This is a genomic window from Nostoc sp. KVJ3 (assembly GCF_026127265.1).
Classification (GTDB): domain Bacteria; phylum Cyanobacteriota; class Cyanobacteriia; order Cyanobacteriales; family Nostocaceae; genus Nostoc.
This window is the reverse complement of sequence record NZ_WWFG01000001.1, coordinates 1,987,129-2,002,594: the sequence shown is the minus strand read 5'-3', so window position 1 is coordinate 2,002,594 and position 15,466 is coordinate 1,987,129. Positions and strand designations below refer to the sequence as shown.

Annotated in this window: 7 protein-coding genes; 2 read left to right on the top strand and 5 right to left on the bottom strand. The window is 42.6% G+C overall.

What is annotated here, in order from left to right; translation table 11 throughout:
- Window positions 1-3 precede the first annotated feature (3 nt).
- The 4 genes from hpsC to GTQ43_RS07960 all read right to left on the bottom strand — a co-directional run bounded on the left by hpsC (window position 4) and on the right by GTQ43_RS07960 (window position 9,377).
- Complete coding sequence (gene hpsC / locus GTQ43_RS07975; RefSeq protein ID WP_265272124.1) at window positions 4-1,014, bottom strand: hormogonium polysaccharide secretion pseudopilin HpsC; 1,011 nt, start codon at window positions 1,012-1,014, stop codon at window positions 4-6.
- Between the two features lie 372 nt (window positions 1,015-1,386).
- Window positions 1,387-2,088 (bottom strand): hormogonium polysaccharide secretion pseudopilin HpsB, encoded by a 702-nt coding sequence (hpsB, locus tag GTQ43_RS07970; RefSeq protein ID WP_265272123.1) that lies wholly within the window; start codon window positions 2,086-2,088, stop codon window positions 1,387-1,389.
- Window positions 2,089-2,117: 29 nt separating this feature from the next.
- Window positions 2,118-6,743, bottom strand: a complete 4,626-nt coding sequence (gene hpsA, locus GTQ43_RS07965) for a hormogonium polysaccharide biosynthesis protein HpsA (RefSeq protein ID WP_265272122.1) — start codon at window positions 6,741-6,743, stop codon at window positions 2,118-2,120.
- A gap of 1,140 nt (window positions 6,744-7,883) precedes the next feature.
- Complete coding sequence (locus GTQ43_RS07960; RefSeq protein ID WP_265272121.1) at window positions 7,884-9,377, bottom strand: sensor histidine kinase; 1,494 nt, start codon at window positions 9,375-9,377, stop codon at window positions 7,884-7,886.
- Between the two features lie 467 nt (window positions 9,378-9,844).
- Here GTQ43_RS07960 and GTQ43_RS07955 point away from each other — a divergent pair, with 467 nt between their 5' ends.
- On the top strand, window positions 9,845-10,666 hold the full coding sequence (locus tag GTQ43_RS07955) for an SDR family oxidoreductase (RefSeq protein ID WP_265272120.1): 822 nt from the start codon (window positions 9,845-9,847) through the stop codon (window positions 10,664-10,666).
- 417 nt (window positions 10,667-11,083) lie between these two features.
- Window positions 11,084-12,988, top strand: coding sequence for a molecular chaperone DnaK (gene dnaK / locus GTQ43_RS07950; RefSeq protein WP_265272119.1), 1,905 nt, complete (start codon window positions 11,084-11,086; stop codon window positions 12,986-12,988).
- A 932-nt stretch (window positions 12,989-13,920) separates the two neighbouring features.
- Here the strand turns inward: dnaK and GTQ43_RS07945 are convergent.
- Window positions 13,921-15,438, bottom strand: coding sequence for a trehalase family glycosidase (locus tag GTQ43_RS07945; protein ID WP_265272118.1), 1,518 nt, complete (start codon window positions 15,436-15,438; stop codon window positions 13,921-13,923).
- Between the last annotated feature and the right edge of the window lie 28 nt (window positions 15,439-15,466).

The window sequence follows — 15,466 nt, the reverse complement described above, 5'->3', positions numbered from 1 at the left end:
AGTTTATTTAGTATATAAATATCCACGTCCCTGAACGCGGACGCTTGCTGTTGGAAAGTAGGTTTGGTTACTTGAAGAGTAATCGAAATTGCTAGTTTGCAACCGAGCTAATGCATTGCCTCGTAAAAACACCTGTGCTGTGGTGTTGGCAACATCAACACAAGTATAAAAGCCCATAAAACTACCTGAGCTAAGTGTTCCAGTGGGGCAAGTAAGAGTTGTTGAACCAATAGAGGTTTGATCGATATAATCAACTAGTACTAAAGGTTGTTGAGTGTAAGCTGCCGAGGCTGTTGTCCATGAATTCATTTGGTTAGTTATACCTACCGCACCTGCGAGATTCAGGTTAAAACGCTGAAAACCTGCATCGGGGCAGTGGCTAGTGTCAATATATGTATCATTGGAATAACCAGTACAATTCCCAGCAGTACCAGTAGTAGTACCACTAGCAGCCAGAACTCCATCGCTAATTTCAAATCTGGCAATCCGAGCCGCATTTGACCAATTAGTACTACTATCTTTGATTAAATAGTAGGCAACTAGTGAGTAAACAAAAGTGTCGTCTGTTGTGCTGCCTGTAGTGCTGCTGGAAAGTGTAATCCCACCTGAAAGGAACTTGCGTTTCCAAAACACCAGAATTGGTTGACAAGTAGCAGTAGAACTACAAACACCAGCTGGTTTAACAGGGGGTATTTGGTCTTTAATTCCTGAGCTTGCTGGAACAGTATTTGAATTGGTAGTCAGTGCAGTTTGATTATATATGTAGACAGCTTGTTGTAAATCATTGCTAATATAATCAACTGCTGTCTGGAGTTCTTGTTCAGAACTTGCTTTGGCTTGCTCTTTCTGATCTGTACTGAGAATATTAACCATGAATCCTAGCAGTGGTGTCAGCACCAGGAATGCCAGCAATAAGGCTACCAACAGTTCTATCAGGGTAAAACCATTAACTTGCTGAACAAACTTAGAGTGTTTCAGCTGAATGCTGAGAAGAAATCTGAGTACATTCTTCATAACTACGGTATGCCCCTTAGTGATAGAAATACATATATTGAATGATGGTGTAAATATCCAATGTTGTAGTGTGAGTATCTTGCCTACTTGTAGCCAAAGGCGGGCAAGATGCCATTGGTGTCAACTTAAGGTGAAACCCTTATCAAGACGTCATATTGAGTTCATTCACTGACCATCACGATCCGCGTTACCCCACCCTAACCCTCCCCTTATAAAGGTGAGGGAACTAGATTTTCCGGTTTTCCCCCAATACATCGGGGGGATTAAGGGGGGTAAAACGCTTGTGGGATAAGTGTTTGAACTTAAGTTGACACTAATGGCAAGATGCCCACCCCACAAAAAGTAGTTGAGTATTTTTTTATTTGGAAGTCACTAATTACAAGTGGTGTTAGTATCACTAGTTCTGCTAGTAACAGCAAGACGCTGACATAGAGCATTGAAGGAAGTGTTTTTAGAACCAATTACAGTGGTCATTTCCACTAGTGGGGATTGGGTACTGCCTAAACTCCCAGTAAAAGTTTTTTGTCTATTATTGTTACTACTGGTGCTAGCGTTGACAGTTTTAGTAAAGTCAATATCTGACCGATAAACTCGAATTCCCAAACCGTAACCATCGATTGGTTGACCTGTTGTGGTATTGATTGGGGTACTTCCTGTTACTATAACTTTTGCAGCCTGAATGTAAAATAGGTTGCTTGTACAGTTTGGGGCAGTAATAGTTAGGTTGTTATTTGCGTCTTTTGTCACGCAATATAAGGATGTTGTTGCTGTAGGAACTGGCATACTTGTGGTGTTCGTGGTAAGTAAATTACCAGCTAATGTTCCATCGGGTGTAATAGTGGTAGTAGGGGGTGTCACTGCTCCGATTTTTAAACCATCGATGAAAGTTCTGACAGCTTGTGTGGCTAGTTCTACGCGTTTTGATTGAACGCGGGTTGCTGTTGCAATCACGATGGTAGGCGCGATCGCTGCCAGTAAAATAGCAACTATGATGATTGCTACCAGTGACTCGATGATCGTAAAACCAGACTCACCAGATAGTTGACTTATTTGCTGTGGTTTGGGCTTAATCATAGTTACTCACCGTTTCTAGAAATTAAAGATTAACTACAGCCAGAGGTAGGACGTTGAGTTGCATCGAGGGCATAACTACTGTCTGAGGCTTTTTTGGCACATAACAAAGTTTGCACCCATGTATCATCTCGACCAACTTCCCGGAAGTACTCATTGGGTTTGTTATTTGGCGTTATCGCTAATTTTTGTGAAAATGCGTCTGGTGATTGCGATAGCAAGGCGACATCATAACCCCACTGCCGATTGGGAGCCAGGTAGTAAGGTACTTGACCACTGCTATTAGCGATCGGATATCCTGACAGAGATGAGCCAGAACTTAAGTATGTTACAAATGGTGCAGTAGCATAGGCACTACGAGTTCTTTGGATAAAAGAGCCGTTAATTGTAGCTGCATAAGCTGCGCTTAAGTCGCCAGTTGGGTTCCAATCTTCCAGTAAGCGGGCAAAGTTGTGTAAACCACCATTATCTTCTGTAGGACGAGCTGGGGTGTCTCCCCCTGCTGCAACTAAGTTGAAGGTGGTAGGTGTTGCCGCTTGCAGCCAATAAGTATCCTGTGTATTGCCAGGGCCTATTATGTTACCAGATCCTGATGATGCTGGTGTCTGATCAGAAGTGCTGAAAGCAACGTTAATTTGTAACACTGGTGATAACGTTGGTTGGTTTGTTGTACCAGCAGTAAATGTTGTTGGTGAAACAATTGTTGGGGGATTATTATTATCACTGTTGCTTGATTGGAACCATAGAGCATTAGCTGTGGTATCTGGTGTATTGCTACTATTAAAACTACTCAGTTTAAATGCAGTTATCGCATGAGGTATATTAGGAGTTGTAGTAGTCTTGATACCTATAATGATTGGTTGACTATTATCAAGCACGAGTTGTCCAGATGTAGTATCACGCTGAAAGGCAATACGGCGAGGATACCTCAGATAACTGGCATCCGGTGGTACTGCTGTTGTACCAGCCTTGTGCTTAGTAATGTTAAATGTCGAGCCGATAGAGTTGTTAGTATCTGAGGCTTTTATACCTGATGGATATGTAGTATCACCAGGTAGTGTTACCCACCAATCAGTAGCTGGATTATTGCAAGCTGAAACAGGTAGTTTATTACATACTTCCATTAAGTACTCTGGGGCAGTTCTTCTTCGCTGGATGGGTGTAACAAAGTTATTGAGGTAAGAACTACTTTTACTGCTAAGGGGCAAGCCGTTACTACCATACCAAGCAGCATTGATGACATTGGCGTTGTTACCAAACCCATTGTTCTGAAATGCGGTAATAGAAGTGTTATCCCCCAAGTTATTATTCAGGTCATAGTCTCCATCGCTGCGGAAACCTGTCACAAAGGTAGTAGAAAGAAGTGTGATCGCATCTGACAACACGCTGGCAGGTCGCCATGCGTCCCCAGTGGTACAGCTTGTTGTTGGTAGTCTAGGATCACCAGTACGACAAGCAAAGTTGAGATTAAAGTCTGATGAGGTTCCACCGCGAGTGTAAAAATTATCAGACCAATTACTAGCGAGAGCTGTATTGAACTCTTGTCCAGTATGTTTATTAAAGTCGCCTTTAATATATACAGGCAAGTTAGAAGCTAAAATCAAGCCTTTTTCTGCATCTCTGTAAGCCTGAACACGCCAGATTGGATTGCCATTGATTAACATAATGGCGTTGGGACGGCGAGTTGGGTCAAGTATGAAGTCTACAGGGCTTTGTGTTTTTTGTGCATCTGTACCACTAGTAGAACTGGCACTTAAATCTAAAAGTGCATCATCACGAGTAGCGTAAATAATACCGCTATTGGGAATTAAGTATTCTTGTACTGCTGCTGGGCCTGAGCCATAGGACTTTCCGCGCAACAGATTAAGGTCTAATACAGTGGTGCGAATTTCCAGAGGTTGGCGGTTTTCTTTGGCGAGGTCATAGTCTGGAGCCGTGGAACCAGTAGTAGGAGATGCAGGTGGTACAATTGCTACTGTCCCAGTTCTATTTCCATTTACACCATCAGAGTTGGTGAAAGTTTCTACACCAACTGTTGTTTGATCTTTATGAATTGCCTTAATCTGTCTGGCATCTAAAAAAGCAGTTTCGTAAATTGTGCCGTGAGGGATGACGCTATTACTTGGAGAGCCGATAGTACCATCTAATATTTGGATGGCACAAATAGCAGCATCAATAGCAGACTGCTGTGAAATTGTCCGAGAGGAAGCTGCTAGTCCCAGAGCAGTTTTTAGTATTTCATTTACGTACCGCCCATTGGGATACCTTAAACTAGCTTGGTAGTTTAGTAAAGCTGAATAGTCAGAAACAGCCTTTGTTGGAGCTGCGTAGACAATGCCATTATGGGAGTTGCCACCTGTGGCGTTATTAAATGGAAGAGTTGCAAGGTTCTTAGCTGTAGTGCTATTAGTGGGGTCATAGTAACTACTTATACAAGCAATGGGGGTAGGGGTTGTAGCACTGTAGCCACTAGCTTTGTAGTGATACACTGCTGTAGCCCGCATTCGTAAATATGGTTGACTGGATACTTGGATTGTTGTGTAGTCAAAACCGCCTGTTACATCTCTAGCATCAACGCTTGTTGCAACGGTAGCTGTTTCCGATGGAACTGGCATCATATCTGACCAGATTCGGGTTCCAGCTGCGCTAAAGTCTGTAGTACTAACAATCAAATTACTAGGCAAATAAATCCCTGCACCAGTGACTACCCGTAAGCCACCCACAGGAGCGCCGGCAGTAGTTGGTACTGTAGCAGCTGCTGTTTCCCAATCTCCATCTCGAACAACAGTTCCTAAATCAGCTAGTTGCTGTACACGACTGCTGCGAGTGCGAGTTCCACTTCCGCTATCCCAGTTAATATTTGCAATATTTTGGGTATCTGTGGTGGCATCCGAACCAACAAATGTCGTTCCATTCCACCACAATGCAGGTAGGTTATTGCCAAGCAAAACGCGATCGCCAACGTATTGTTCTTTACCTAGTTGTTGTTCTGTAGTTGGTTGTGTAGCACTAGGTAGCAGGTTAGAACTACTAATGTTAAGTGTCAAATTGGAATAATTAGTTTTAGTTTTACCATCACTAGGATCAAAGGGATAAACCCAAGTGTCTGGTGGACGCAGTGACTGACCACTTCCTTGTAAAACTGTACTAGTGGTATAATCTATACTAGTCGTAGGATTTTTGATTGCATCTCCACCAAAAGCAACTTCAGCATAGGGTACACGGCGGGTACGGTCTTGAAAGTAAAGTACTAACTGGTTATTACGGATAGTAGCTTGTTGCGCTGCACTGGCAGTTGATGTGGTTAGATTTAATAGTTGTAGTTGCTGTGTAATGGCATCTTGGACTTCCTGTGGGTCAGTGGATGTAGCGTTAGCCATCTGTGCTTGCACCAAAAGATTGATGCGCTGTGCGTAAGCTAGGCTATTGTAGGCAATATTATTAGGTTGGTCAGTTACTGATTTGTTAGGTTGAACACTAAGACTTTGATTGGGACTAACTGCTTGTCCTTGGAATAAATGTACTACAGTACTGTTACTTGAATCACCAGTAGCAGTAAAACCACCTGCTCCTAAATTGCCACCAACAACAATTTTGGCATTATCCTCACTGTAGAAACAGGAATTTTGACTACTAACTTGATAAAGTGTGATAGTATTAGAGCCGCTACCAGTTAGGAAATTGCTATTAGTCAAGATCCGTCCATTTAGGTTAAATTTAGGACCAGGGGTAAGTTCTATATCATCGTTATAAACCACCGCATTGTTAACTAGCGGTAGCTGTACACGGTCTTGTTGATACTCTAAACTTGAAAAACCTTTATTCCCATTAAAAGCTTCGTAGTTACCTGCATCACTACCCGTTGGTAGGTTAGCGTTAGTGATAGGAACATTAGCAGTGTAGACAAAAAAGCTTTTTTGGAGCTGACCAGCAATACTAACCCAGCCCGTACTCCCCACCAAAGTAGCACTTGTTCCCACACTATTTTTACAACTGTTGCTTACAGTACCAGAAGTCATGGGCGGAGTTCTTGCCTCTAGAGGGTTTCTAGGGCGGCTGTATGTGCCACTATTTATAGGCGGAGTTCGGAAGTAAATTCCATAAATAGTATAGGAGTCAAATTTCCCATTGTTATTTGTATCAATGGGGAACCTCCATGCAGTTGCCAAATCTGATGGCTGACTTTCTCCTGTTGGTACAGTTGCATAATTATAATGGAGTTTTAGTGGAGTTTCGTCTCCAAAAGTATATTGAGGCAAATTAACACTACTACTTAAGGTACTCTCTAAAACTGAATCTGAAGGTACAGCTCGTGGTAGTTGATTGTCACTAAATAGCTTGTCTAATTTTGCTCTAGCTCTGTCAAGGGCTGGTGCTGCGGCGTTAAGTACAGCTTGATTCACTCTAACATTACTAGCATTTTTGGAGCGTTCAAAAGACCGAAACAAAATTGCAGTTGTTAACAAAACAACTACTAAAACTACCATTGCCACTGTCGGCAACAAAAATCCAGCATTCTCAGAATTACGTCTTCTTCTAGTACCAGAAATAGTCCGCAGTATCCAAATAATTTGCCTGTTAATCGCAGCTAAACACTTCTTGCTAATTTGTTGTAACGTTTTTTGTATTGCCTTGAATAGATGAAATTTTCGAGACATAGCGGCTTTCCTGTCAAGTGATTTGTGGCAGAGTTTTTGTTTTTCTAAAATCTGAAAATATGCCTATAAAGTAATTTTTAGGCATAACAGGAGGTTGTATTTATGTAGTTAATACATCTTGTTTTATTAACTGCCAAGTAAGGTAGCTATAACAAAAGATAATTTATTAAAGTTATATCATTTATGAATTGTTCATCTTATCCGGTAAATACTGATTTTTGGCAAATTATTTAATTCAAGCCCGATAAAGAAGAAGAGCATAACTTCACAGTAGAATTGCGGAAATGTATTTTAGCTAAAGGCAAATTTATGAAGATGTTGTTAACAGAGTAAACTTATAATACCCACCTGTTAAAGGAAAGATATCATTTGGATGCCAAATAATCAGATGTTCGGTTTAGATTCTTCCATTACTTTCATTTATTAAGGCTATGTACAACTTCATATCTGACCTCTTTTTGAGTCGGGTATGGTGTACAAACAAGTCTTCTATAGTTGCCGCATAGGGTTTAGCCCAATATGCTTGGGTTAAGGATTTTTGGTACTGATTTTAGGCTTGTAGAGATGCGAAAGCATATAGCGGGACATTCGCGATCGCGTCTAGTAGAGAAGTACAATTTCGCGTCTATACCAAGGATTTTGGGCTTAACTGAACGGTATTGATATTGTCCCCGCATAAATTAGTTGAATCAAAATACCTCTCCCTGGTTTTACTAAGAGTACTCCAAGTAAAAAAATGCCCAATTGTCATTGCGAGCGAAGCGAAGCAATCGCAGCTCTTGGGATTGCTTCGCTTCGCTCGCAACGACGGGTTTTGGATCATTTATTTTTTGGAACACTCTAACCCAAACCTGCGCCTCTCCGAGTCGGAGAGGCACAGACAAGGTAGGGAGAAGTTTCTTTAAATCAGGTTAATTTAGAGGATGTTTGAAAAGTGTTTGACTCTGATTTTAATTGCGTTGTTACCCCCCTTAGTCCCCCCTTTACAAGGGGGGAAACAAGAAAAATCCGGTTCCCTCCTCAATATATCGGGGAGGGTTAGGGAGGGGTAAAAAATATTTGATACATCAATCACGACTTTTCAAACATTCTCTTAGAGTGAATTTATAATTTTAAAAAATAGTTGATCAATCTTCACTCCTAAGTTTTAGCTCCTGATTTAGGTTTATTGCTAACTTCTAAAGGCAAGAAAATCGTCAAAACTTCCCCATAGTGTGGACGCTGACGCACAATCAATTTACCACCGATCGCCTGAAACAAATGCTTAGTTGCGGCGATATTCAAACTAATCGTACCCGTTTCCGGTTGGAACATCAGCAATTGACCTAGAGCTTTGCGAATTGGTGGTGTTGCAGGTGTGGCGGTTTTGCTCGAATCTTTACACCCGAATTGAGGGGATAATTGTAACTTAAGTTGATCTCCAGCCGGAATAACTTGTACTTGAATATGGCTACCAGGGGGTAAACTGCGAGTGAAATTCTCTATCAAACCAGTGAGTACCTGATCCAGCATCATAGGATTACTTACCACTGTTGGTAGTTGCTGGGGTAAAACAACATTTAAAGTTAAGTCCCGCCGATGTGCTGCTTGTTCCCAACGGGGAATACTCTGCTGCAACACTTGATCTAAAGACATCGGTGTGAGTTGAGTTTTTGAGGGTTTTGCAGAGGAAGTAGTTTCCAGTTCTGCTGCCTTAAACAGCAACTCCATCCGGTCAATTTGCTCAGTACACTCGTGATCGATAATTTTTAAGCGATTGATCGCATTCGTATCTAAGTCTCGCCGCTTCAACAGCAGACGAGTCATAGTGCGAATAGTTGTTAAAGGCGTGCGGACTTCATGAGCAAAGGCTTGGAGCAATTCTACATCAGGATTTTGGGATTGGGGATTGGGGATTGGGGATTGGGTATGGGGTATGGGGCATGGGTTATTCTCCTTGTCCCCAGTGCCTATTCCCCACTCCTTATTGTCTTCTGGTTCTGTTAATTTCTGAAGCAACAACTGGCTAAACTGCATCATGATGCGGTAATCTGGTGCTACCGGGGAATACTGTTGTACTGATGCATCCAGGCGGGCGAAAAATTCGGGATTAGCAAGCATTACCCTTGCTCCTAGCGATCGCCAAGCTTGCTGTACTACTTCTGGCTCAAAAGAAAATGAAAAGGTCTTTTTACCGTTTTTGTGTGTCGCCAAAACCAGCACTAATCTAAATTTATCAGTAAAAACCAAGCAAAATTGCTCTGACCCCAGAGGATCGGCAGGTAATAAAGGAAGTACCGATTCATGGGGAGCAATTTCTTCAGTTATAGATGCGTTCGCATGGCCCAACTCAGATATCGCATCTCGCATCTGAAATGGCATCAGCGCCAAAGGGTTAAATGGTTTTGCCGTAAAAGTTACTGTTTCTAAGCTTTGAGTCAGTCTTGGCTGACTAAATAAGGGTGCTGGTGCAGCTAAGACTAATCCTTGGGTTGTGTCAGGTGAAACAATCGCTAAGGTATTTAATAGCAATTGTTCTGTAGCCGCCAGGCTGACACGCCACTGCCGTTCTGCTTTATCCGGTGAACATTCAGCCACACTTGATTGATTTTGGGCCAAGATTTCGCTCAAGCTTGGCAATATCCATTCGTACACAGGTTTTCACCCCTTAATTCAAGAGCGAGTAACAGTGTCTAGGTTAGACATTTCACTACTACCTAAGAGGTTATAGCTATTTCTGGACTGGTGAAAGTGGTAGAACCGAACAATTTGGGCGCAATTTCCCCTATGTATGAACTGGAGCAAACACTTAAAAGTCGGGCAAGTAGTCTACCTACAAAGTGAATAGGGGAGCGGGATAAGTAGTTGGACAGAATGAAGCGTAAAGCCTTCGGCATAGCTTCGCTTAACGCGGTAGCGTCTTGTAGAGATACGGAAAATTTTACGTCTCTACATTCAAGTTCATACCTCTATTCAGCAACGCTTTTAATTCAATACTGTTTTTACAAATAAAACTATACTTAGCTAGCCCAAAACTAACTCGTGTCTAACCACTCATTCCAAGTATGTCGCATTTTTTGAGTAGATTAGCAATAGAGACAAACAATACTCAAAGGCACTTTATGACTTCTTTTGAAACTTCAGTTGAAAATTTGGTACTGGTTGCTGGTGCTACTGGTGGAGTAGGGCAACTGGTGGTAGGCAAATTATTGGAAAAGGGTTTGAAAGTTAGTGTCCTAACACGCAATGCCGCAAAAGCTGAAGAGATGTTTAACCAAAGAGTAGAAATTGCTGTTGGTGATATCCGGCAACTATCGACACTCCCAGATGCAATGCCAAATGTCACCCACATTATCTGCTGTACTGGAACCACTGCCTTTCCCTCTGCGCGATGGGAGTTTGACCAAACCCCGAACTTGCTTGAATGGGGAATCACTTTCCTTAACCCCAAATCTAGCGAAATCAAAGCAAAGAATAGTCCAGCAAAGGTTGATGCCGAAGGTGTCAGCAACCTAGCAGTATCAGCACCTCGGAATTTGAAGCGCTTCGTTTTCGTCTCTTCCTGCGGAATTCTGCGTAAAGACCAGTTCCCTTTTAGTATTCTCAATGCTTTTGGCGTATTAGATGCCAAACAAAAAGGCGAAGAATCAATTATTAATTCAGGATTACCCTACACTATCATTCGCCCAGGACGTTTGATTGACGGCCCTTATACCTCATACGACCTCAACACGCTGTTGAAAGCAAAAACAGGGGGTAAATACGGTGTGGTACTAGATACAGGAGATGCACTTTCGGGTGATACAAGCCGGATTGATGTAGCAAACGCTTGCGTCGAATGCCTTTCTTACCCAAGTAGTTCCAATAAAATTTTTGAAATAGTCAACCAAGGACAAAGACCGCCTGTAATTGATTGGGAAACTCTTTTCTCTAGGCTGAAGTGAGTGCTGAGTGCTGAGTAATATTTGATCTAATTCCCAATGCCCAATTCCCAAGCTTCTGTAGTTTATTACCTCTAAAGACGGCAAACACCACTCTGACGTTACGGTTCACCCTAATTACTGAAAGTATTAATTCTCATACATTAGACAGAGTGAAGGCAAATTAATCTATGAACCAACTAAAAACACAATTTAGTTAGTTTAACCGTCCCAAGCAAGGTTCGGGAAACCACCCTTCATGGATTGGCTACCACTAAGCTTCAGTATATATATCAGCATAATCTGGAGTTTTTAACCCCAGGAAAGCCAAATCAAAGGTATTCGTGCTGAATTGGCTGATTTATTGACCCTATTGGTTCAAAATTTAGTCCTTTATATTCTCATTCATTCATTTGTAGTTATACGGAGCCAGCACCTAAAATGGCAAAAGTAGTTGGAATTGACTTAGGAACAACGAACTCCTGCGTGGCAGTGATGGAAGGTGGTAAACCCACAGTAATTGCTAATGCTGAAGGTTTTCGGACAACGCCATCAGTAGTTGCATTTGCGAAAAATGGCGATAACTTGGTTGGCCAAATCGCCAAACGCCAAGCGGTGATGAACCCCGAAAATACGTTTTACTCAGTCAAACGCTTTATCGGTCGCCGTTACGACGAAGTAAGTAACGAAGCTACGGAAGTTTCTTATAAAGTCCTCAGCAGCAACGGCAATGTCAAATTAGATTGTCCTGTAGCTGGTAAACCGTTTGCTCCTGAAGAAATTTCTGCAAAAGTTCTTCGCAAACTAGTTGAGGACGCTAGCAAATACCTGGGCGAAACCGTAACCCAAGCTGTAATCACTGTTCCCGCATACTTCAACGACTCTCAACGCCAAGCGACAAAAGACGCTGGAAAAATTGCCGGGATTGAAGTTCTGCGGATTATCAACGAACCTACCGCCGCTTCTCTGGCTTATGGGTTTGATAAGAAGAGTAACGAAACCATTCTCGTATTTGACCTTGGTGGTGGTACCTTCGACGTATCGGTGTTGGAAGTAGGAGATGGAGTTTTTGAGGTACTAGCTACATCTGGGGATACCCACCTTGGTGGTGACGACTTCGATAAAAAAATAGTTGATTTCTTAGCTGAAAAGTTTAAGAAAGCCGAAGGTATTGAACTACGAAAAGACAAACAAGCTTTACAACGTCTGACGGAAGCCGCAGAAAAAGCCAAAATTGAACTTTCTAGCGTCAGCCAAGCAGAAATCAACCTGCCATTTATCACTGCTACCCAGGATGGGCCCAAGCATCTAGATACAACCCTGACTCGCGCCACCTTTGAAGAACTTTGCTCTGATTTAATCGACCGTTGTCGTATTCCCGTAGAAAACGCCCTGCGGGATGCCAAGTTAAGCAAAACCGATATTGATGAAGTAGTGTTAGTTGGTGGTTCTACCCGTATTCCCGCAGTTCAACAGATTGTGAAGCAGGTATTGGGTAAAGACCCCAACCAAAGCGTCAACCCTGATGAAGTTGTGGCAGTTGGTGCAGCCATTCAAGCTGGGGTACTGGCTGGTGATGTAACTGGCATCTTGCTGTTAGATGTCACACCGCTATCTTTGGGTGTGGAAACATTGGGCGGCGTGATGACCAAAATTATTCCCCGCAACACCACAATTCCCACCAAAAAATCGGAAGTCTTCTCCACTGCTGTGGATGGACAAACCAACGTAGAAATTCACGTCCTCCAAGGTGAACGCGAATTCTCTAACGATAATAAGAGTTTGGGAACCTTCCGCCTTGATGGTATTCCTCCTGCACCACGCGGCGTTCCTCAAATTGAAGTGGTGTTCGATATTGACGCTAATGGAATCCTGAACGTTACCGCTAAGGATAAAGGTACTGGTAAAGAACAGTCCATCAGCATAACCGGCGCTTCCACTCTGGAAAAAAATGACGTTGACCGGATGGTAAGAGAAGCTGAACAAAACGCTTCATCTGACAAAGAACGTCGTGAGAAGATTGAACGTAAGAATCAAGCTGACTCTCTAGCATACCAAGCTGAAAAGCAGTTACAAGAATTGGGCGATAAAGTTCCATCTGCTGACAAGACCAAAGTTGAAGGTCTGGTGAAAGAACTGCGGGAAGCAGTTGCTAAAGAAGACGATGAGCAAATCAAGAAGCTGACCCCAGAATTGCAACAAGCGTTATTTGCTGTTGGTAGCAACATCTATCAACAAGCTGGTGGTGGTGCTGCACCTGGTGCTGAACCTCAAGATAGCGGTTCTACATCTAGTTCTGGTAGCGGTGATGATGTAATTGACGCTGATTTTACAGAGAGCAAATAATTCTCCTACTTCTTTTAGGAAGATTATTTTGTCTCACCTCATATTACCCACCCAGGAATTTGCTTGGGTGGGGATTTTTTTGGGATTTATTTAAATCCCTTGATTTAAAAATAGCGGCGTATTGCAATACGCCACTTTTGTCATAATTATGTGGGTTTAATATTCTGTTACCAAACCAGGGAAATATAAGACACCATCAACAAATTTTGCATGAAATCGGCGGTCGCCACCTTTACCTAAGACTTTAGATTTCAAATCGTAGCTTGATTCTTGGTAAGTCACCAACCCAACATTACCGCGAGAAGGTACTTGCCCTTTCTCAATGGCTTTTAAATGTTTCCCTTTTCGATCAAATTTTAATCCCAGTTTTATTTATTCACTGGCAAATGAAACTAGCAGACCACTGATTGAAAGATATACAGTATCAGGTTGAATATCTGCCCAATTATCGGGTAAAGCTTCCATGAAATTAATACTGGTATTGGCAACACTACCGCTTGATTAAAGACTCTGTGTATTGGCATTTGCAATGGGACAAGGGGCTGATTGAATAATTGTGATTATTCCTCAAAAGTAAGAAGTCAGAATTCAGGAGAACATTGGATGAATAAATATGCCAATGATGCTATAGCAATCCGATTTGATTTCTGAAATTATTTGCGTAGGCTGGGAGTGGGGAGTAGGCAAGAAGCCTCTTTGAGTTGTACTGAGTTTTTTCAAAAATCAAATATGAGTCCTATAGTAGTCTGTCAAGTTTAAATTGATAGGTAAGAAAGTTCGTAGTCAGGACTTCAGTCCTTATTTTCTAAGCACTAAAGTGCTTACTACAAACTTTTCATTACTAGCTTGACAGACTACTAGATTCCTTCTACTTCTGAAGTATGACATCTGTTAGCGGTAGCGGGGCGTTTAGCCTGTACTGAATTCTTACTTTAAACTTTTCTCCCACGGGCTGCTAGGAGTTCTAGAATAACGCCATTTGTCCAGCCGAAGCCAACTTCGTTAGAACTGTATCCAAAGGAGATGTCATCAGAAACATTGGCAGAACAACGTTCAACATCGTATTTCTCTACTAGAGTCTTATGACGACCGAATTCTTTAATTACCATTGCGAGGAATTTATTGGCAATGCGATCGCCTTCTGCATGATAGCCATAGCGGTAAAGTCCAAGGACGGCAATTAACGTCAGTGGTGCCCAACCAAAGGGGGCATCCCACTGGTTTCCAGTGACACTATTACTGGTCAAAATTCCTCCCGGTGCTTCAAACAACGAGAGATTTTCGACGACGCGCTGGGCTTGGGCTTGAGAAGCAATTCCCAGCCACAGAGGATAAAACGTTGTAGCAAATATGTAGCGGCGGCATTCTCCACTCTGGAAATGATAGTCGAAATAGAGTCCCTGTTCTTCATCCCAGAGATACTGATCGATCCGATCGCGGCGGATATCTGCCCGATCGCTCCATTGCTGTTTCTGTTCCTCGTTCCCCAAAATACCGTTAATTTGCGCTAAGTCTTGTTCCATCTGATACAGCAAACTGTTGAGGCATACAGGAGCGTAGTAGAGGATATCAACACTGAAAGGGCCAAATCGGTTGGTGATATCAAAACCGGACTCGCGCATGGTGCGATCGCCCTTGTAAAATAAACTGGTCAGTTCGTCATTTTCACGATCGTAGTAAAGATTAATGTCGTAATCTTTAACTTCAAATGTTTGGTAATATTCCTTGACGCGATCGTAGTGACTTTTTCCCTCCTCATCTCGTTCGGAAAACAAAACTTCTGGCGCAGGGCCTTCCCCAAAGGCATAAAATCTCGATAAGCCTGTTGCAGCATTGAGATGGGGCGGTACTACCCAGTAATAGTAAAATTGCTCTAAAAGCGGAACGGTTGACTTTAACCATTCTTCATCATGGGTATGCTGGAATAACGCCAAAACCATCATACTGAGAACCGGGGGCTGCGATCGCGACAGCATATAAGTCCGGTTGGAATTGAGGATGGTGCCGTAATGCTGGACTTGGTATAATAATTGGTCAACTTGGCTTTGCGCTAGTTCCCATTCTTCATCGTGCAAAAGTCCCAGCAATATAAAGTAGCTATCCCAGCCATACATTTCGTTAAAGCGACCACCTGGTACGACATAAGGCCCTGGTAGGTATAAAAGTCCATGCTCTTGAATCGCTTCGACTTGGGAGGGTAAAGTGCGAATTTCAATTCTTTGCATATCTTTTGCAGATAGCGATCGCTCTAATACGGTCTGAATGTTAGGACAATCTTCTGAGGGGGAAATGTAGACGATCCAGGGAGTTTCTGTTTCGTGGTCTAGTTTGCTATCCTTTGCAGATTTTAATAAGTCTTGGTGCGATCGCGTTAAGGTTTTCCAGGTTTTTTTGATGTGGGCGCGTACGGTGTCTATCTGTGTGGTGGTGGGTGTGGGGGGGGTGGACATAGTTTTGAGGGGTGAGGAGGGGGAGGAG